This window comes from Peribacillus sedimenti (genome assembly GCF_046237635.1).
GTDB classification, from domain to species: domain Bacteria; phylum Bacillota; class Bacilli; order Bacillales; family DSM-1321; genus Peribacillus; species Peribacillus sedimenti.
This window is the reverse complement of record NZ_CP143547.1, coordinates 1,020,855-1,040,408: the sequence shown is the minus strand read 5'-3', so window position 1 is coordinate 1,040,408 and position 19,554 is coordinate 1,020,855. Positions and strand designations below refer to the sequence as shown.

Genomic DNA, 19,554 nt, shown 5'->3' with positions numbered 1-19,554 from the left:
TCACTGGCCGTTTGCTATAGTCTTTCTCTTCCCTTCCCCACGCAGCTTATTAGCTGGTAAATCTGCATGATATGTAGTTTAAATCTTTACAAAATAATAAATATTATGCAAAAATAATACTATGATATCAAAGTATAAAGGGGTAACCGAAATATGAGCAGAGTATATAAATTAACTGTATTTGAACCCTCAGGAGAAAAATTGCTTGATGAGTCCTTCGAGGCTGATAATGACGAACAAGCAAAAGAACAGGGGTCCCTCCTATTACAGGAAAAAAACTTTGAAGAGCACACTCATCGCTGCACTTCGCCTGCAGGCAAACTAATTTTGTTCCACCGATAAAAAGCAGCACCATTCTGCAACCGATCTTGCCGGAAACCCTTACACTTCAGTACACATCCGGCCGATGCAGCGTACCACTAACAGAGTACTAAAAAGAGGCAGGGTTCACTTGAAAATCCCCCCTGCCTCTTTCTATTTTATTTACCGGTAAAATTGGGTTTCCTTTTTTCGAGAAACGCTTTGATTCCCTCTTTATGGTCCTTGGTCTGGCGCATTTTCATCTGCGCGTTTTTTTCAAGCTCCAGCATTTTGAGCAATAAGGGCCTGTTTTTCTCTCCAAGGATCTTCTTGGTTTTAATCATGGCCTGGATCGGGCTGCTTAGCCAGCTTGCTAATTTTGTCTCAATTGCATAATCAATCGTTTCTGAAGCGATTTCATGAATTAAGCCCTTCTCAAACGCTTCCCGAGCCCCCATTATTTTACCTTCCCAAATCAGTTCTTTTGCGCGGACCTCTCCTAGCCTTCTTTCAAGAAAGAAATGGCCTCCTCCATCGGGGATTAATCCAATGCCTATAAAATTCATCGCAATTTTACTCTCTGGCTCCGCAATGATATAGTCTGTTGCAAGCGCTATACTAAGGCCAAGCCCGGCAGCTGCTCCATGAATGCCGGAAATAGTAAGCTTAGGCATAAAGTAAAGCGTGGTAACCAATTCGCTAATTGTATCCATAATGGAAAAAAAGTCTGATTCCACATTGGGAGCAAGCATTGTTTTAATATCTCCGCCGGAAGAAAACGCTTTACCATTTCCCTTTAAAATAACCACATCAATATCATCATTGACGGTAATCTCCTTTAAAGCGCTTACTATTTCCTGAAGCATCGTTTCATTCATTGCATTCAGCGCCTCTGGCCTGTTAAATTCCAATGTGGCTGTCCTGCCATTATAGCTGACCAGAACGGTTTTATTAGCAGTCGAGGATTCAATTCCCACAATTTGCGCCTCCTTATATGTACTCTAAAAACCATTATACATGTTTGTGAATTAAAGTAGAAAGAAAAAAAGGAATATTTTAATATATTAGAACTTTTCCCATCTCTCATCTTTTGCATTGAAACCTAGTGCCAACACAGCGACATTCGTAAATAAAAAGGAAGATAGATGTCCTCTATCTCCTTCCCTTCATTCTACTGCTTAGCATATCTTTCCTGCACTTGCTCGCGAAGCGCCATCTTCAGGAATTTGCCTACGGATGTCTTTGGAACTTCATCAATGAAGATAATATCATCCGGCAGCCACCATTTTGCGAATTGAGGCGCGAGGAATTCTATCAATTCTTCTTTGGTGACACGGTCCTTAAACTGATCCTTTAAAACCACACATGCGACTGGGCGTTCCTGCCACTTTTCATGTGGAACAGCTATTACTGCAGCCTCAAATACTGCGTCATGAGACATCAATGCATTTTCAAGATCAACAGAGGAAATCCACTCTCCTCCGCTTTTTATCAAGTCTTTCGTCCGATCGACAACCTTTATAAACCCCTCTTCATCTATCGTAACAACATCTCCTGTGTACAGCCAACCGTCAATAAATGCTTCATTTGTCCTTTCATCACGATAATACTCATCTGCAATCCAGGGGCCCCTGATAAGCAGCTCGCCCATTTCTGTTCCATTCGGCTCCACCTCCCCGTCCTTGCCGACAACCTTGATTTCAATTCCGGGAACAACCGTCCCCTGTTTTGCACGAAACACATATTGTTCCTCTTCAGTAAGCCCTTCCTGATAGCTTTTTAATTTTGAGATAATGACCAGAGGCGTGGTCTCTGTCATTCCATATGCATGTATGAAATGAAGCCCTCTTTTTTGATATGCACGTATAAGCCCTTTTGGAGCAGCAGCTCCTCCGCACAGTACTGCCCTTAAGCTGCTTAAATCGTAACTTTGTTGTTCAATCTCCTTCTGTAAACCAAGCCAAATCGTCGGCACACCAGCAGTTATAGTAACTTTTTCATTTTCTATCAGTTCAGCGAGCAGTTTAGGCGTAAAAAGCGGTCCAGGCAGAACCAGGCTTGTACCAAACCACACTGCTGCAAATGGCATTCCCCAGGCATTGGCATGGAACATTGGTACCACTGGCATCGCAACATCTCTCTCGCTGATCGCTGAGCTGTCTGCCAATCCCATAGCCATGCTGTGCAGGACTATACCACGATGGGAATACACTACCCCTTTTGGATTTCCTGTAGTCGCGGATGTATAACACATTCCGGCCGGAGAATTTTCGTCCATGTCCGTGATAAACGGGTGCTCCGGATTTCCTGTCCCGATTAGTTTTTCGTAATGATAAACGGGATTTAATGTTGTTTCAGGAAGTTCATCTTTGTCCGTCATGATAATAAAGCCCTGGACATGCTGAAGTTCTTCCTGCACGCTCTCAATCAGAGGAATGATATCAGCATCGATCAGCAGCAGCTTGTCCTCTGCGTGATTAATTATGTAGGATATATGCTGGGGAGATAAGCGAAAGTTAATTGTATGAAGAACAGCACCTGAACAAGGAATGGCAAAATAAGCCTCTAGATGTCTGTGATGGTTCCATGCAAGAGTGCCAACCCGGTCACCTTTTTCAACACCCAGTTTTTCCAGGCTGCTGGCTAGTCTCCTGGTACGTTCAGCTATTTGGGCGTATGTGAGACGATGGATACCAGACTCGGTTCTTGAAACAACCTGTTTTCTTGAAAAATATTTCTCCGCCCGTTCAATCATTTGTGTCATCAGCAATGGAGTGTTCATCATATTCTTATTCCTCCTTCAATGGCACTGGATATAAAATGAATGGCAAAAACAATCATTCAATAAGCATTTCGATTTCTTTATGGAAAAAACCTTCCATAAAAGAGCGAATTTCTTAAAAATGATTGTAGGTATCCCCATCCAACAAAAAACAGGCTGAATCAGCCTGTTATTTATCATCTAACACTTGGTTGGTCAGTAGAAAATAGATATACGGAATGTGATCATTTGAAGGGTTAATACGGCAGCAGGATCTTTTTCTTCGAATTTGCGGTTATTTGGGATAAATAATTTCATCAATGATTCCATATTTCTTGGCCTCTTCAGCGCTCATGAAATAATCCCTGTCCGTATCACGTGCAACTTTATCCACTGGCTGGCCCGTACGCTCTGCAATTATTCCATTAATATGCTCTCTAAGCTTCAGTATTCGTCTCGCAGAAATTTCTATTTCTGTTGCCTGGCCTCTCGCCCCTCCCAACGGCTGATGGATCATGATCTCACTGTTTGGAAGAGCGCACCGTTTTCCCTTTGTTCCTGCCAGCAACAGCATGGCACCAAAGGAAGCAGCCATACCAGTGCAAATTGTGCGTATGTCCGGTTTAATATATTGCATGGTATCAAAGATCGAAAACCCTGCTGTCGTTGAACCTCCCGGACTGTTTATATAAACGGAGATATCCTTTTCAGGGTTATCTGCTTCAAGGAAAAGCAATTGAGCCACTACGCTGTTGGCGATATGGTCATTGATCTCGTCTCCAATCATGATAATTCTATCTTTTAATAATCGTGAATAGATATCGTAGGAGCGTTCACCGCGGCTGGTTTGCTCTATTACATAAGGTATCGTACTCATCTTATTCCTCCTTGCTCCTTTTTAGACGGCTATGCCGCCATACAGAGAGGGCCAGAAGCGGAGGCTTTCGGAATAAAAACAACTGATTTCTTTGCGATGGCAGATGTTTCTTTAATATTGCCCTTTAATGTTGGAAGTGTTGGAATCGCCTTAATTAACACCGAAGGGTCCTGCAGCCGGAGGGATTGATGCAGTAAATAGGCAATTGCTTTGGTTTCTGCTTCCTCCAAATTTCTCTGAAGTATAGGACTTGCTGTTTTTCGATTATCATCGGACAAACGTTGTTTTGCCCGATGAAGTGCGGATTTTACAGCCATTTCAGTCGTTTTCAGATAATCGGCTATTTCTTTATTCCGGTATTGAAACCCTTCTTTCAGGGCCAGTATGACCGCTTGCTTTGGCGTTAGCTGTGTCAATAGATAATCTGCGATTTCATGGATGTCTGGCACAACACGCGGACAGGACTTATATTGTTCAATATCTTCCATGACAGATTCATGCTTTCGCTTTCGAACGGTATCTATCCAGTGATTGTATGCAATTTTGTGCAATAAAGCCGAATTGATTTCCGGTAAGTGGCTGTAACTTAGCAATGCCTTTAGCACGGCCTCCTGCGCAATTTCATCCCCATCCCATTTGTTTTGTGATAAAAAACGGCAATACCTCTTAAGACCGGGGTATAATTCTTTCCATATCTGTTTATCGCATGATCCATCCAGCTTGATGTTTTTATCAACTGCCTCAAGATTCTTCATTATGGTTCCACTCCTTCACGCCTCTCTATTTTCTAAACGTTATGGTGGTTCAAAAAGATACGGGGCCAAAAAATTTTTAATTCAAAATTGGATAAGTGGTTCGCCGTCTATAGAAATCCTTATATGTTATGCATTGAATTTTTTTATGGATCATTTCCTGGACTTTCTTGTTTTCACAGCTTTTGTGTTAGGCTGCTTCCTTATCCAATTAAGATATTTCTTTAATTCTTCATCATCTTTTAACAGCGTTATAGTATGTAGCCTGATTGCAAGTTCGCGGTTCGAATACATGGCATGGATCTGTTTATGACAAGCCTTGCAGAGCATGGCAGTGGGCAAATGGCTGCCTCCTTCCTCTCTCGGAGTCAGATGATGGACTGTCAATTCGATGTTCTCTCTTTCACATAACTCACATACACCTTTCATTACATCCCCCGCTCTTTTTCTTAATAAGGTATATATTTACCATAACAAACAAACTAAATTAGCAAAAAGGAGGATGGACCCCATATTTTGGTTAATTTCCATAATTTCTGGACAGACTAGTTTATATCTATAAAAAAGGAGTTGTCTTAAGTTGGAATTACATAATGATATGGAATTTGAGATGACCAGCAGCTTCATACCAAATCTCAGCAAATCGGAAAAATTAAAAATAATAGAGCAAACGAAGGAAAGCGTGATCATTCAGATGCATGATTCCAATTGCAGAGGAGTGTTTCCGGTATCAAGCTTTCAATACTGGATAAAAAAAGGGTCTCTTATTCCTTTGGAGGAAAAGAAAGGGATTATATAATAAAGACCGGATTGGAATAGGCAGCGTTATGCTTTATTAAAATCATAGGTTTCCCCTGTTAAAGCCTCAGAAACTTCCCAGAGCCTTTTCATAGTTCCTTCATCATATACACCAGCAGCAGGGATTTCTATGGCAGGATTGCCTTTCCGGTTCCCCCTTCCATCTGGGCCAATGTATTCTCCTCCATTTAAACCAGTTTCCATTGCTGCATACAAGGTTGGAAGCACCCCCATCTCCGCCGGCTGAAACAACCGGTTCATTAACCTTTTCAGATAGGCTGGAGCATCCCGGTTTCCAATTTTAAATAGATTGGTGGAAGAGATGCCCGGATGGCAGGCAACGCTTTTGACTGGAATGCCATTTTGTTTTAGCTTATTATCTAGCTCTTTGGCAAAAAGCAGATTTGCCAGTTTACTTTGTCCATAGAATTTCATGGCTTTATATCCTTTTGTACCGTCAAGATTATCGAAGTAAATGGAGGCTCCCCTGTGTGCAAGGCTGCTCAATGTCACTACACGCGAGTTTGGGGTTTTCTTCAATAGCGGCAATAACTGTCCAGTTAATGCAAAATGTCCTAAATGATTGCTCCCAAATTGCAGCTCAAAACCATCCTTTGTTTTTTGATATGGCGGTGTCATTACTCCCGCATTATTGACTAGAATGTTCAAAAAATCATATTTAGCTAAAAAGTCTCGTGCAAAGCCCCTAACATTTCCTAAATCCGCCAAATCTAGATGACATACTTCCAGTGAAGCTCTTTTTATGTCTTTTCGGATTGTTTCCGCGGCAAGCAAACCTTTATCCATATTTCTCACTGCCATAATTACATGTGCACCATTCTTACTGAATGCCCTGGCTGCTTGAAAACCAATACCGCTATTTGCCCCGGTAACAATGATTATTTCGCCTGTTAAATCCCGGTCCATAAAACTCATAACATTACCCTCCCGTAGCTTATACACTTTTTTCAAAAAAAGTATTTCACTTAATTAAAAAAGCAGGCAGGCCGCTTTTTGCAGGTTGATTAGTGCGGCATGCCTACCTCTCTTAATGGATAGAATCGAAATTTGACTTCTCCTATCACTGCTTTTTTCGCAATGAATCCAAATTCTCGGCTGTCACTGCTATTACGGCGATTATCACCCATTACAAATAAAGAGCCGTTAGGTACAGTTACTTTAAAATCCTCAGTTAAATGCTGTTTGAAAGGGATCATTTGTTTATTAGCCTTTAAATAGGGTTCCTCATACTTTTTGCCATTGATGAATAAGGTATCATCCTTAACCTCCACCACATCACCCGGCATGCCGATCAGTCTTTTGATATAATTCTCACTTGAAACCGGCGAATGGAACACGATCATATCAAGGTGTTCAAGCTTGCTAATCTTGGATACTATAATTCTGTTATTATCTTCAAAGGTGGGCATCATGGATTTGCCTTCAACCTTAACCGGAGTAAATATAAATTCCCTGCAAATAAAGACGATTACCAATGCTATCAATAGTGACTTTATCCAAGACCAGGCTTCCCTTTTAGCGTTTTCATTCATCTGAATTCCATTCCTCCTCGAATTATTTGTAAGTTTTTGTAAATCTTCATGGAATCCGTCCATAATCCTGCATCTATTAAAAGCAGCTGCAGCAGGACTGACAGCCTGCATATGTAACAAGACTCATGTTTTCCTTAATTTTATAATATGAATCGTGAAATATGGAAATTATAATAACTACGCAATTCATTTTTTATGTAAATAAAAAGAAAGCTGCACAAAGCAGCTTGATGCATTTTCATTCTTTTATCAGGTGCGTCCCAAGAAAGAATTCACATATTCTTCGTATGCTATGAATCCAAGAATGATCAAGCCAACCAATGACAATGCTGCACCAACAATCGTTAAAATCCGTCCAACTAAATTTATGGAAGCTATATTGATTTTTTCAAGGTCCAATTTATCCACTCCTTTATCCTTTCAAAGAGATAATATGCCTTAAGTGGGCTTTTTGTTCATTGCCGGCTGGAATCGCAAAATAAATGGCAAAATACAGACCCTGTACAATTAAAGGGTCTGTATTTTGCCGTATTTTTTTATTCCTTGGCTGCTGCTGTGGTTAATCCGGTTTCCACCAGCTCTCTTTCAAGGTCTTTCCTCTCTGGATAACCCGAGTGCTTTCCAGCGAAATTTTCAATCAATTCCCTAACATCGATTCCGGAAGATGCTTTTAAGGATTCCTGAAGGGTAGCCATCAGATTGGTAGCATAGCCTGAAACCTTATTAGCTCCGCTGTTCATCCCGCTTCCTCCTGTATCCACCACTGTGATCTTATCGATATTGCCGAGCGGCTTGGCGACTTCCCTTGCGTATTCTGGAAGCATTTTCAGGATCATATCCATCACCGCTGCCTGGCCAAATTGTTCAAACGCTTCGGCAATCTTTTCCTTCGCTTCTGCTTCTGCCATACCCTTAAGGCGGATGATTTCGGCTTCGGCTGTACCCTGTGCCCGCTGAGCATCAGCCTTTGCAAGTCCATCGATCCGAACACGCTCTGCTTCAGCTTTCGCCATAGCTTCCACACGATATTTATTTGCATCGGCTTCGGCGAATTGCTTCATTTTATCAGCAACCGCCGCCTGTTCTACCGCATAACGGTCTGCGTCTGCCTTCTTCTTCACTTCAGAGTCATATTGCCTTTCCCTGCGCAAAATCTCTTTTTCTTCCAGTTCAATAAGCTTTTGGCGCTCTACGATTTTTATCTGCATTTCCTGTTCGGTAACCTCTTGCTTAGATCTGGCTGTTTCCAGGTCATAAGCCTGGTCTGCTCTAGCCTTTGCTATATCTTGTTCCCGCCGGTACTCAGCTATTTTCAGTTTATTAGTCTTTTCTGCTTCGGCAATTTCCGTAGCCCTTTCCAATTCCGCCCTTTGCGCATCCTTAGCGGCCTCTGCGCGCTTGATCCTAGTTTCTTTTTCCGCTTCTGCTGTCGCAATATCGGCATCGCGCTTTACCTGGGCAATCCTTGGTTTACCGAGCGATTCCAGATAACCATTTTTGTCCCTCACATCTTTAATAGTAAAGGAAACGATGACAAGACCCATTTTAGCCAGGTCCTGCGAAGCTACACGCTGAACCTCTTGAGAAAACTTTTCACGATTTTTATAAATCTCTTCGACTGTCATCGATCCGAGAATCGAACGAAGATGACCTTCCAGAACCTCCCTGGCTTCCTGTTCACGATCATCCTTTGCCTTCCCAAGGAATTGCTCAGCTGCTGTTGCGATTTCTGTTATGGTATTGCCGACTTTTATGATAGCGACTCCATCAGCCATCACGGGCACCCCTTGTTCTGTGTATACCTCAGGGGTTGATACCTCGAGTTTGCTAGATAGCAGGCTTAATGGTTCTGCCTGCTGGAATACCGGCAGCACAAAAGTACCACCGCCTCGAACTATTTTTATTTTATTTCCGGACTCATCGGTATGGACATTTTTGTTTCCCAGGTAACTGCCTGTGACGATAAGAGCTTCATCCGGCCCTGCAGTACGGTATTTCGTAACAAAGACTCCTAACAGGGCAAGCAGCAATAATACGGCTATTCCGACAACGACCCAAATTACACTGAACATAAGGCACGCTCCTAACTGATTTCTAATATTGGTTTATATGGCGATACATGTAATACTCCATTTTCCACATCAATTATCAACACTTTCGATTGGGAAGGAATCGCTTCTTTATTAAAACTGACAGCCGGCTTGGCGATTGAACCGCTGTTGCTCTCAATCAGGACCTCACCAAATCCATCTATCGGCACAGATGTTATAACCACACCTGTGCGCCCTTTTAAGTCATATTCCGTAATCACGAGGGATTCCTCAGCTGAAGATAAAGGTATAAGCACAAAGATATTCAGCATGCTTACGACCAGTAATGCTATGGCTGCAGACGCAGCCGAGATAAGTCCGCTATGAATGCCCGTCAATCGTTCGAACAAATAACCCGAAGCACTTAAAATAGTCAGGAAAGATACGATTAAGGTGGGATTTAAGAAGTCAGGGGCTTCTAAACCCGCAAAAGCATCATTAAATAAAATAAACAGAAGGGTTAAAATACCAGAAATAACCAGACCATACAGATATACCTGCTCTAAAGGAGCCCCGAATATTTCCATTCTATTTCATCCTTTTTCAGTTATTGGTTTTCCACTTATTCCTCCTTTTACTTATATTACCATTTTATACGTTTGTCCTGGTGGATAGTTTCAAAATTCTGTCACTTTTTATAAAAATATAAGTCAAATCCGTTTTTCTTTGCAATACGCTGCAAATCAACGTGTTGCATTTTTTAGCGGTGTTCATTCGCTGATAAAGTATAGGTACTTTCAAATGGGAAAGATAAATGAAAGGAACAGCTAATTCTTCCGCGACACTACCGGACAAACCCGGGAAATAATTAAATATAAATAATGGCCAATCCGTAAGGCCTTGCCTCGGATTGACCAGCTTTTTTGTAATCATTTATGATTTCTCATATATATAAGTATAGTAGTCCTGCGCAGCAAATGCTTTGAACCCACAGGATTCATAAAGCCTGAGGGCATGCGAATTCTCCGCTTCCACATCAAGGTACACTCCCATTCCCTTTTTGCTTTCTGCTTCCAATATCCTTTTCAAAGTCTTCCTGCCGATTCCTTGTCCCTGAAATTCAGGCAGCACGGCAAAACTATAGATCCAGGCATCTCCTGTAGTGTGATCAACCCTGAGCTTTCCCACGCTGTATTCGTTCCATTCTATGATATAGGATTGCTGATGCGGCTGCTGCTTTACTCTTTCGTTAAAGTCTCTCGCCCCCTTCTCATCGAAATGAAAACATTGAACATCCAGAGATATTTCAAATTCTATATCATCCGGCGTGGCGGTTCTCAACTCAATATCTTCAAAAGCTTCATGGCTGCCTCCTTTCCATTTCATTTGATACTCAGTGATTTTAAATTGGCATGGAATACTGCGAAGAAACGCTTTGGCTGTTTCCGATTCAGACGGCGCATTGAGTAGGACCTGTTTATTACCATTTCTATTTAGATCTTTCACAGCTTCATAAAATAATTCTGTAAATATACCCTTTCTGCGATAAGCGGGGTGCACCATTCCGCAAAGTTCCACCACATCGCCGAATTCATATAGTCCAATATATGCAATTAATGTATCTCCAGCATATCGAAAAAAGTCGTTTTTCTCTCCCGGCTTCCTCTCAGTTAACATATCCCAATTTAACTTTAAATGGATATCCTCCACATGTTCACAAACATGCTGAAGCTGTTTTATATCATCTAATTGTGTCTGCGTTAGCATGAAAATCCCCCATAACATTCTGAATGTACAATTCTCCAAGACCTTTACGCGGTTTGGAAAGAACCGTGAGTGGTGGCAGCCGTAAATCATGAAGTTACTTCTTTGCAAGTGAAAAACCCTGGTCCAATAACGAGATGGAATCGTTCCAAATCTCCTGTTCTGACGAATTCAAGACCACTGCGATGAGGTTTCTTTCATTTTTTGCGGCAGAGGATACAAGACAATAGCCTGCTGCGCTTGTATGCCCCGTTTTAATGCCATTGGCCCCTTTATAGAAATAGTCACTTTCCTCATCGATTAATTTATTGCGATTTTGGAAAGTCAGGGTTTTGTCTGAATAAATGTTTTTGCTGACAATCTCACTGAAGTATGGGTTTTTCATGGCAGCCCGGGCGATGATTGCCATGTCGTAGGCTGTGGTGTAATGCTTTGGATCATGCAAGCCATGAGGATTTACAAAGTGGGAGTTTTTGGTACCAAGCTGATGAGCTTTTTTGTTCATTTCATCTGCAAAATATATTAAAGCCTCCTGATTGCTAAGCGCTTTATCATTGTTTATTCTTTTGGCGGTATAGATGGCAAGGGTTCTTGCCGCATCATTTCCGGAAGCCAGCATAAGACCTGATAGAAGCTGTCGCACACTAAGTACCTGACCCTCATAAATCCCGGCAGCACTCTCATCCGATTTCCGCATGTTTACTTCTTTTCCGACTTTTATCTTATCATCAAGGTTTCCATACTCAATGACGACCAGTGCCGTTAATATTTTCGTAGTGCTTGCAGGGAATAATTTTTCATAAGGATTTTTGGAAAAAATTAAGTCACCGGTGTCCCGATCCATTAGAACCGCAGCCCTGCCTGACAAATGAATATTGTTTTCCTTCCATTCCCGCCCAATTGCTTCAATTATATGTATTACCTTTTCTACATCGGATTTGAAACCGAATAATACGAAAAGTGCTGCCGCAATAATGACTATTTTTCCTTTACTCAATGTAACCTCTCCTGTTCCAACTATTCGCACATGGACAATTTTACCATCCTCTATTCATCTTTTTGAAGAACTTTTACAATATTCTTTTTTATATCTTAGTAATGAATTGCAAAAAGGGACAAATTTCTAGCAATTTTATCAACATCTCTTAGTTTTCCTTTTGATAAACAAGGAAATATTATTATTATTAAAATCGCTGGCCAGGAGGAAAAGGATGTCTATTATTCAGGAAAGAAATTTAATGCCCCAATGCTACAGTGAATATGACACTTTGAAAAAGGTTGTTTTATGTGAACCGCAATACATGACCATCCGAGAAGTTATAAATGAAACCCAAAAGCACTTTAAAAATGAAAATATTCATATTGAAATTGCAATGGAACAGCATCGCAATTTTGTCAATGTGCTAAAGCAGCATGGTATCGACGTCATACTGCTACCATCATTAAGCCGTTATCCAGAACAGGTGTTTACTCGGGACATTGGATTTACTTTGGGGGAAACGGTATTTGTGGCAGAAATGGCCAGCGCCATTCGCCAAGGGGAAGAAGAGGTGTTAAAGAATTGGCTGGATGAAAATCAGTTGAACTACCACAATCTGATTAAAGACCGTATTGAGGGCGGAGATGTGATCATTGACCGGGACACCATATACGCAGGCATTTCCAACCGGACCCATATCAACTCCATTGAACACCTACAAACACTTCTACCAGGCTTTAAAGTAATCCCGGTGCCCTTTGAAGCGAAATATCTCCATCTAGATTGTGTTTTCAATGTAATTTCACCAACAGAAGCCATCATTTTTCCAGAAGTCATAAGCAAAAAGGAACGCGATTTCCTTTCTTCTCGCTACCACCTGATTAAAATCACAGAAGAAGAGCAGTTTACACTTGGCACGAATGTACTCTCTATCGGCAATAAAAAAGTGCTTAGTCTCCCTGTAAATGAAAATGTAAATAAACAGCTCAGAGCCAGGGACTATGAAGTCATTGAAGTGGATATAACAGAAATCATTAAATCTGGAGGCTCTTTCCGTTGCTGTACCATGCCGTTGCTTCGAGAACGCAACGAAGAAATTTGACTTTAATAAACACAAAGTTCTGATAGAACCGCTGTTTTCAGCATTCAATCCGTCTTCAGATTCCATTGTGTCGAACGCTCACACGCTTACTGACCAGTTTCATCAGCCTCTGCATGTTTTTCTCTTGCACTCCCCATTGTATTTATGCGGTATATAAAGGGCTGCCGATATTAAAACGGCAGCCCTTCATCCACTATTGTTTATTATTTTGCGGCAGGAACTGAGAATAATTCCTTCAGGATTTCGATCTTTTTATGTGTGTAATGCTCGAAATTATCGTTATAGGATTTTGGATCCTTAGGGTTCGCAAAGTGCGTGATTTTCCCTGTGTGCGGGTCTATGAATTTGCTGGATGCCCCGCATCCTAGCCCGATGATGGATTGCAGTTCTTCCATAATCATAATGTTGTAAATGCTCTCCTGGCCAGGGATGGAATATCCTACGTTTTCCAAATTTCCGAGAATATTTTTCATGCGGTATAAATAATAGGGGTTATAGCCATGGCCTGCAGTCCACTTTTCTGCAGCATTCATCATTCGCTCTGCTTCATCGCGAGCCGCAACCTTATACTTTTGTTTGTTCCTGGTCATTTCTGATGCTCTTTTGAACGATAAAGTGTGGACAGTGAGCGATTCAGGCATCAGCTTTTCCGTTTCGTTGAGGGTGTGCGTGAACTCTGGCAGTTCTTCACCAGGCAAACCAATAATCAAATCCATATTTATATTGTTCATGCCCATTTTTCTTGATAGATGAAACTTTTCAATTGTTTCCTCCACCGTATGATGGCGGCCGATCGCTTTTAATGTTTCCTGTGTGTAAGACTGGGGATTGACGCTGATTCTATCGATATTCCATTTCTTCAGAATTTCAAGCTTCTCAGGAGTAATGGTATCTGGCCTTCCTGCTTCCACCGTTATTTCTCTTACCTTTTCTACATCAGGAAAAGCAGCGTACATCTCTTCATAAAGCATATCCATTTCTTCCGCTGTAATACTGGTCGGCGTTCCACCGCCATAGTAAATCGTGGTGATGCGGATATTTCGTTCCTTCAGGAAACGGCCCATTTCCCTTATTTCATAATGCAGGCCGCCCAAAAAAGAGTCCACCGAACCCTGTCTGCCATTGATTGCATATGCCGGAAACGTGCAATAGGCACATTTCGTTGGGCAAAATGGAATCCCTATATAAATACTCACTTCATTTTTCAAATTATATAAATCGGGCACGACCGCAAGCTGGCGGTCGACAATTTTCTGCATAAGCTCTACTTTCTCTTTTGAAATCATATAATCCTTTTGCAGCTGTTCCAGTGCCTCTGTCCTGCCAATACCCGCCTGGACCTTTTGGTGCATCAGCTTCGTTGGCCTGACACCGGTCAAAATTCCCCATTTTTGTTTTATTCCAGTCAGCTCTTCCAAAACATTAACCAATACATAAGAAATAGCCCGCTTTATCTCTTTAAATGTTTCCTTTTCTGCGTTACCCTGAGAGAACGCTCTTGTATGTTCAGAATGAAACTGGGCACCGGTTGTATGTTCAACCATACGCACAAAAGCAGTCACGCTATTCTCCGATGTGCTGTAGCTAATTTCTGCAGTCAACTCTGCACTGGCGTCTTGTGCCATGACCAAATCGGAATCCTCGAAAAACAAATTTGCTATATTCTGCAAAGGGCGATGAAACCGCTCGTCATCCAGCCCTAATATCGCTAATTTCAAAGTAATCACCCATCTATTTTTATTGGAGATTGCCTCCCTTTATGCTGATACAAACAAAGGGTTTCTCCTAGTTGAAAATTACATTAAAGAGGGGTCGCCCCCAAATGGCATGTTTAGTTTATTATAAATGAAAGAAGCCGGTCAACTCATCTAGGATTTATTTCTAATTCCCATTTTCATGCACACTGCAATTTATATAGATACAGTAAGAATATTGGGACATACCTGAATGAACTGGATACTGCCCGATCGACGATAATTCTTTAGAAAATGAAGAAGGGATTAACTCAGATATAAAGAAATATATTTATTAGGTATGTATTATTTCCAGGATAAGGAGCTGTGGACATGAGTGATCTTTTGTTTAAACAATTTACATTGACGAAGGAACGCTTTTTAAAGAAGCTGGAAGGGCTGGATGAAACAATCTTAGATGTGCAGCCCCATGGTTTTAACAACAATATTCGCTGGCATATAGGCCATGTATTGACTGTAACCGAACAATTTATGTTTGGTTTTCCGAAAAAGAGCACCAATATCCCGGAGCGTTATCTCTCCCTGTTTGCCAAGGATACAAGTCCTAAAGAATGGAGCCAGGATGTTCCTTCACTTGCGGAATTAACCGGCTGCTTAAAAGAACAGGCGGACCGCTTGCAGGCGATTCCTGCAGGTATGCTTACCGATAAACTGAAACGGCCATTTAATGACCTTAAAACTTACGGTGAACTGGCTAATATGGCAATGTTTCATGAAGCATACCACTTAGGGCAGATCCATTCATTGGAACGGATGATCCTTCATACTAAAGCCCACTCCGCAATCTAACGAAACAAAATCAAAGGAGGAGCTGCATCGCCCCCCCTTTGGTTCATCTAAGCATATTGGCTCTCTATCTCAAGCCATCCTCGAAATTACCATATAAATCGTCCATAGCCCTCTCTGCAGCTGCCTCAGACCTAAACAAAGCATCATCATCTTCTATTACATGAAACGTTTCATTCAAAAACAGCGCCACTGCATCCGGATTCTTTGGATGCTGGACGATCTCCGCTGCCCTCACATTAGAAACCGTAGGAGTATGCGGGTTATTATAAATGACAAAAACCTCGTCACCGGCCTTAAGCTCCTTTGGGTCAATCGTATCCATGACATCATATCCCTTCTATATCTTTAGGCATAGTTTATGACGAAACCAAAAATAATATAAAACTTTGCAGAGTAAAAAACCCTTTCGCGTATGCGAAAGAGCAAATTTGGCATATATTCGCGTAACCTATTACTGTTTGAGGATATTCATTTTCTCCAGAAATCCAATTTGATGCTGCTTCCTGAAAAATTCCTTTAGCATATAGGGTACACCCTGATCATCGTTGGTTCTTGTTACCCATTTTGCAGCCTTCTTGACTGAGTCGGGAGCATTCCCCATTGCCACACCTAAACCGGCCTCCTGCACCATTTCCAAATCGTCTATTCCATCACCAATAGCTACAATCTCATTCCTTGTAATGTCCAAATATTCAGCCAGACGCAAAAGTCCGTTCCACTTTGATACCCCTTTGGCAACAATGGAAAGCTTACTTCCAGATAAGTCCCATACATTAACTTCAGGATAGATGCTCTGGACAAGGTGAACTATTTCTTCTTTCTCTTCCCTGTTATCAAACAAAACATCGATCTTTTGCGGTGATACCGGCTGAGCGGCCAATTCATCGCTCAACACGTCGACATATTGCTGGGAGTATATACTTTGTTCACTCATATACATAACCGCCCTGCCAAGGAGGTTATCTGGAAGGTTGACCCTGTTGCCGAGCATAAATTTCTCATGAAATAATTGAATTTGACAGTGTGTTTTCTCGAGCAGCTGTGCAATTTCCAATGTTAAATCCTCGGAAATCCGTTTTATATAAATAGGATTCTTATGCGTTGAACCTATAAATGCTCCCTGATTGGCAACCAGCATCGTATCCGCTTTTATGGCTTTTGCTATTTTTCTGGCTGAATGGTAATGGCGGGAGGTTACTAGTGCGATACGGACTCCTTTTTGATAGACATATTCAAGTGATTCCTTTGTTAATTTATTTATGCGGCCATTCGATTGAAGCAGCGTGCCGTCAATATTGACCGCCAGTAAACGATACACCATGATGATCTCTCCTTTTGAAATGTCCTTATAACAATTTATGACTAATTCAGGCAAGGTAGAACTATCAAGGTATCGCACATCATCACCTAAGCGGGGCAGCAACCTGTTGAGAAAATCTATCTCATCCGAAAAGCGGAAGTGCCCTGATTGAATGTCCACGGCTAAATACTGCCGCCTGTTGAGGGTCAGCTGAATTCACCAGGTGTTGATGGTCTGCCTAGCACGCCGCTTTTTGATGGTCAGCTAAGGACGCCACGTCGTGTGGCAACGCTGACGACCCACATCCTGTGGGCCTGGCAACGCTGACTTTCCCCACATCATATGGGGCCTGGAGACGTCGTCACTTGTACATCGTGTATATCGAGGCTAGATATCATTCTCAATGAAAAAGTTATACTCAATTAACTAATGAAAAAACCTAGCACATAGGCGGCTAGGCTTTCATTACCCGTTTATTGACCGGGTGCTCCATATAACTCTTCAAGAGGCTTCATGATTATTTTATTCAGCTCTGCAATCACCATACTCATTCGCTGCTCTGCTTCCATAAGCCTAGAAATCAGCGGATGCTGTTGAACAAGCGCGACTGCTTTTTGAGCCTGCTGCACTTCATCGGGTTTTATATCCTGGCCCATCATTTGCTTTTGCTGCAGATTCATTTGGATTTGCCGAAAATTCTCAAACATGGCCCTGGCGGATGGATCGGCGTTCACCTGATCATATAGCTTTCTCAGTTCTGTGTATTCCTTGCTTTGCCTTAGCCCTCTTTCCATCTCATACGCCATATCAAAAAGATTTGCACTCATTGTTTAGCCTCCTAATTTACCAGCAAATTCACTGGAATGATCTTGTTAGCGCAATGCCATCAGTATACACTGAACCAGCCTGCCAATACCACATTCGTTAATGATGATCCTTAACATGCCGTCATTTCCGTTCTTCTAGTCCATGGAAAATGAGATGCAGCCTGCTGGTTTTAGTTGAAAACAAAAATTCCATCATGAAACTGACAGCAACTGCTTTTTTCAGCAGCCAATTCGGTGCTAAATCTCCCACAGCCCTCACTCTTTTGTTCATTCATTGTTTATGCTCCCATGGTGAAAAATGTTCAGTATTTTATGAACATCCTATTTCAATAATCTATGTTCATCACAACCCACACGGAATTTTAAAATATTGTGACTCTTTCTATTTTGCCATTCACTCAAGCAGAGTGGCACATTATCACCTAAAGCACATACTATACACTATCCGCTATTGCCCCATCAAACTGATAAAAACCTGACAGACTAAGCCAAACGGGGAGAGACCATGAGGAACGATTACGACAGAATACTAATTATTCAGGAAGAAAATCTGGAGGAGACCACTCCCGCCATTATTATCGAAACATCCCTTCTGGATAAATGGAACCTGAAGGAACGCGACAGGGTAAGCCTAAGCATTGGAACAGTAACCGTCTTCTTACTGGTCCGGTCGGTAGTATCTGATAGGCCATTATGTAAAATAACACCTAATACAGCTGCCAGATTGTTTTTACCATGTTTGGACTATCATATCCAGGTAAGGTATAACCATTCAAAAAGAGAAATTTTCATCGGGCCATTTTTATCTGCACTTACCGATCATCCATTTGATGCTGCTGCCGGATTTGGTTCTATGGATATTTTTTTTCAGGAAATGAGCAGTTTGTCCAGGGATAAAGGTCTCCCCTTTTTTGTACACCGGTTAGGAAGGATTAATGAAGGAAAATCATTAAAGGGGTATTGGCTGTTTGGAAATGATTGGATATTAATTGACTCTCCCATCCCGGAGGTTATATATAACCGGCTTCATTCCAGGAAAAAAGAGAATTCAACAACATTTCAGGAATATATTGAAGAATTGAAGAAACTCTCTGTACTTTTTTTCAATGGAAGCTTTTTATCTAAGCTAGATGTTCATACCTCCCTTGTAAAAAATGATAAGCTCCTTCCTTATCTGCCTGAGACCATTCCGTTTGCAGATGAGGAAAGTTTTACGGCCTTCTTGCGAAATTTCCCCGTCGTCTATGTAAAGCCATCATATGGCAGCCAGGGAAAAAATATTTGCAAAATGACAAGGACTGCTGAAGGGTGGATCTTGGAACATTCAGGGAATATGCTCGATTCCCGCATCTTCGAAACCGAAGAGGAACTTTTCTATACTCTTGATAGAAATATTAAGAAACGCTCCTTTATAGTGCAAAAAGGAATTCCGCTTCTGGAATTTGACCATAAAAAGATAGATTTTCGTGTATTGCTGATCAAAAATAAAAATCATCAATGGAGGATTATTTCCGTGGTTGCAAGAATAGGGAACGCAGGACACATCGTTTCCAACCTGGCCCAGGGAGCAGAGATGAGAAACGGCAAAGAATTTCTTTACTCCATTGTACAGCCGGAAGAAGGCAAGAGATTATATAAAAGCATTGGCCGCCTCGCTTTAGCCTCTGCGGAAAGCCTGACACAGAACAAGGAGGGACTGTTTGGAGAGCTTGGAGTAGATATCGCCCTCGATACCGATAAAACACCATGGTTGATTGAGATTAATTCAAAGCCATCGAAAGCCTTTCTAGGAAACTACGACAAATTCCGCCCTTCCGTGAAGTCCATAATTGATTATATGCATGCTCTGTATAGAGATAAGGAGACTATCATGCATTCCGGCAATAAACGTGATTAACAGGAAAAATTCCTCGATTTCACACGAAAGCATTGGGAGCCGGAATGATCCAGAAAAACGTAAGAAAGGAG

22 protein-coding genes are annotated in these 19,554 nt (G+C 41.6%); 5 read left to right on the top strand and 17 right to left on the bottom strand.

Annotated elements, in window-relative coordinates:
• Nucleotides 1-153: 153 nt before the first annotated feature.
• Nucleotides 154-342 carry a YhzD family protein gene (locus tag V1500_RS05300; RefSeq protein ID WP_409304541.1) on the top strand — a complete coding sequence of 63 codons (189 nt, stop codon included), beginning with the start codon at nucleotides 154-156 and terminating at the stop codon, nucleotides 340-342.
• A 137-nt stretch (nucleotides 343-479) separates the two neighbouring features.
• Here the strand turns inward: V1500_RS05300 and V1500_RS05295 are convergent, their stop codons facing one another.
• From V1500_RS05295 to V1500_RS05275, 5 genes are all read right to left on the bottom strand, one after another.
• Nucleotides 480-1,271, bottom strand: a complete 792-nt coding sequence (locus tag V1500_RS05295) for an enoyl-CoA hydratase (RefSeq protein ID WP_409305921.1) — start codon at nucleotides 1,269-1,271, stop codon at nucleotides 480-482.
• A 200-nt stretch (nucleotides 1,272-1,471) separates the two neighbouring features.
• A complete protein-coding gene (locus tag V1500_RS05290; protein WP_409304540.1) occupies nucleotides 1,472-3,085 on the bottom strand; it encodes a long-chain fatty acid--CoA ligase in 1,614 nt (537 codons plus the stop codon).
• A gap of 271 nt (nucleotides 3,086-3,356) precedes the next feature.
• Nucleotides 3,357-3,938, bottom strand: a complete 582-nt coding sequence (gene clpP / locus V1500_RS05285) for an ATP-dependent Clp endopeptidase proteolytic subunit ClpP (RefSeq protein WP_409304539.1) — start codon at nucleotides 3,936-3,938, stop codon at nucleotides 3,357-3,359.
• A gap of 29 nt (nucleotides 3,939-3,967) precedes the next feature.
• Complete coding sequence (locus tag V1500_RS05280) at nucleotides 3,968-4,693, bottom strand: sigma factor-like helix-turn-helix DNA-binding protein (protein WP_409304538.1); 726 nt, start codon at nucleotides 4,691-4,693, stop codon at nucleotides 3,968-3,970.
• 150 nt (nucleotides 4,694-4,843) lie between these two features.
• The gene (locus V1500_RS05275) at nucleotides 4,844-5,119 is read right to left on the bottom strand and encodes an HNH endonuclease (protein WP_409304537.1); all 276 of its coding nucleotides are present in this window, start codon (nucleotides 5,117-5,119) and stop codon (nucleotides 4,844-4,846) included.
• A 151-nt stretch (nucleotides 5,120-5,270) separates the two neighbouring features.
• On the opposite strand from V1500_RS05275, the gene V1500_RS05270 reads away from it, so the two are divergent.
• Nucleotides 5,271-5,489 carry a hypothetical protein gene (locus V1500_RS05270; protein ID WP_409304536.1) on the top strand — a complete coding sequence of 73 codons (219 nt, stop codon included), beginning with the start codon at nucleotides 5,271-5,273 and terminating at the stop codon, nucleotides 5,487-5,489.
• 26 nt (nucleotides 5,490-5,515) lie between these two features.
• On the opposite strand, the gene V1500_RS05265 is transcribed toward V1500_RS05270, so the two are convergent.
• From V1500_RS05265 to V1500_RS05235, 7 genes are all read right to left on the bottom strand, one after another.
• Nucleotides 5,516-6,424 (bottom strand): oxidoreductase, encoded by a 909-nt coding sequence (locus tag V1500_RS05265; protein WP_409304535.1) that lies wholly within the window; start codon nucleotides 6,422-6,424, stop codon nucleotides 5,516-5,518.
• Nucleotides 6,425-6,513: 89 nt separating this feature from the next.
• Complete coding sequence (gene lepB, locus V1500_RS05260; protein ID WP_409305920.1) at nucleotides 6,514-7,041, bottom strand: signal peptidase I; 528 nt, start codon at nucleotides 7,039-7,041, stop codon at nucleotides 6,514-6,516.
• A gap of 249 nt (nucleotides 7,042-7,290) precedes the next feature.
• Nucleotides 7,291-7,440, bottom strand: coding sequence for a hypothetical protein (locus V1500_RS05255; RefSeq protein WP_409304534.1), 150 nt, complete (start codon nucleotides 7,438-7,440; stop codon nucleotides 7,291-7,293).
• A 137-nt stretch (nucleotides 7,441-7,577) separates the two neighbouring features.
• On the bottom strand, nucleotides 7,578-9,113 hold the full coding sequence (locus V1500_RS05250; RefSeq protein WP_409304533.1) for an SPFH domain-containing protein: 1,536 nt from the start codon (nucleotides 9,111-9,113) through the stop codon (nucleotides 7,578-7,580).
• An 11-nt stretch (nucleotides 9,114-9,124) separates the two neighbouring features.
• On the bottom strand, nucleotides 9,125-9,658 hold the full coding sequence (locus V1500_RS05245; protein ID WP_409304532.1) for an NfeD family protein: 534 nt from the start codon (nucleotides 9,656-9,658) through the stop codon (nucleotides 9,125-9,127).
• Between the two features lie 346 nt (nucleotides 9,659-10,004).
• Nucleotides 10,005-10,838 (bottom strand): GNAT family N-acetyltransferase, encoded by an 834-nt coding sequence (locus V1500_RS05240; RefSeq protein ID WP_409304531.1) that lies wholly within the window; start codon nucleotides 10,836-10,838, stop codon nucleotides 10,005-10,007.
• A gap of 94 nt (nucleotides 10,839-10,932) precedes the next feature.
• Nucleotides 10,933-11,832 (bottom strand): D-alanyl-D-alanine carboxypeptidase family protein, encoded by a 900-nt coding sequence (locus tag V1500_RS05235; protein WP_409304530.1) that lies wholly within the window; start codon nucleotides 11,830-11,832, stop codon nucleotides 10,933-10,935.
• A gap of 214 nt (nucleotides 11,833-12,046) precedes the next feature.
• On the opposite strand from V1500_RS05235, the gene V1500_RS05230 reads away from it, so the two are divergent.
• On the top strand, nucleotides 12,047-12,916 hold the full coding sequence (locus tag V1500_RS05230; protein WP_409304529.1) for a dimethylarginine dimethylaminohydrolase family protein: 870 nt from the start codon (nucleotides 12,047-12,049) through the stop codon (nucleotides 12,914-12,916).
• Between the two features lie 203 nt (nucleotides 12,917-13,119).
• Here the strand turns inward: V1500_RS05230 and V1500_RS05225 are convergent, their stop codons facing one another.
• Nucleotides 13,120-14,634 (bottom strand): coproporphyrinogen III oxidase, encoded by a 1,515-nt coding sequence (locus V1500_RS05225; RefSeq protein ID WP_409304528.1) that lies wholly within the window; start codon nucleotides 14,632-14,634, stop codon nucleotides 13,120-13,122.
• A gap of 348 nt (nucleotides 14,635-14,982) precedes the next feature.
• On the opposite strand from V1500_RS05225, the gene V1500_RS05220 reads away from it, so the two are divergent.
• Nucleotides 14,983-15,459, top strand: coding sequence for a DinB family protein (locus tag V1500_RS05220; protein WP_409304527.1), 477 nt, complete (start codon nucleotides 14,983-14,985; stop codon nucleotides 15,457-15,459).
• Nucleotides 15,460-15,523: 64 nt separating this feature from the next.
• On the opposite strand, the gene V1500_RS05215 is transcribed toward V1500_RS05220, so the two are convergent.
• The 4 genes from V1500_RS05215 to V1500_RS05200 all read right to left on the bottom strand — a co-directional run bounded on the left by V1500_RS05215 (nucleotide 15,524) and on the right by V1500_RS05200 (nucleotide 17,857).
• On the bottom strand, nucleotides 15,524-15,781 hold the full coding sequence (locus tag V1500_RS05215) for a transcriptional regulator SplA domain-containing protein (protein WP_409304526.1): 258 nt from the start codon (nucleotides 15,779-15,781) through the stop codon (nucleotides 15,524-15,526).
• A 129-nt stretch (nucleotides 15,782-15,910) separates the two neighbouring features.
• Nucleotides 15,911-16,780 (bottom strand): Cof-type HAD-IIB family hydrolase, encoded by an 870-nt coding sequence (locus V1500_RS05210; RefSeq protein WP_409304525.1) that lies wholly within the window; start codon nucleotides 16,778-16,780, stop codon nucleotides 15,911-15,913.
• A gap of 452 nt (nucleotides 16,781-17,232) precedes the next feature.
• The gene (locus tag V1500_RS05205; protein WP_409304524.1) at nucleotides 17,233-17,586 is read right to left on the bottom strand and encodes a YlbF family regulator; all 354 of its coding nucleotides are present in this window, start codon (nucleotides 17,584-17,586) and stop codon (nucleotides 17,233-17,235) included.
• Between the two features lie 121 nt (nucleotides 17,587-17,707).
• The gene (locus V1500_RS05200; protein WP_409304523.1) at nucleotides 17,708-17,857 is read right to left on the bottom strand and encodes a hypothetical protein; all 150 of its coding nucleotides are present in this window, start codon (nucleotides 17,855-17,857) and stop codon (nucleotides 17,708-17,710) included.
• Nucleotides 17,858-18,091: 234 nt separating this feature from the next.
• Between V1500_RS05200 and V1500_RS05195 the strand changes: the two genes are divergently transcribed.
• Nucleotides 18,092-19,483: a YheC/YheD family protein gene (locus V1500_RS05195; RefSeq protein ID WP_409304522.1), complete on the top strand. Its 1,392-nt coding sequence runs from the start codon at nucleotides 18,092-18,094 to the stop codon at nucleotides 19,481-19,483.
• The last annotated feature ends 71 nt before the right edge of the window (nucleotides 19,484-19,554 follow it).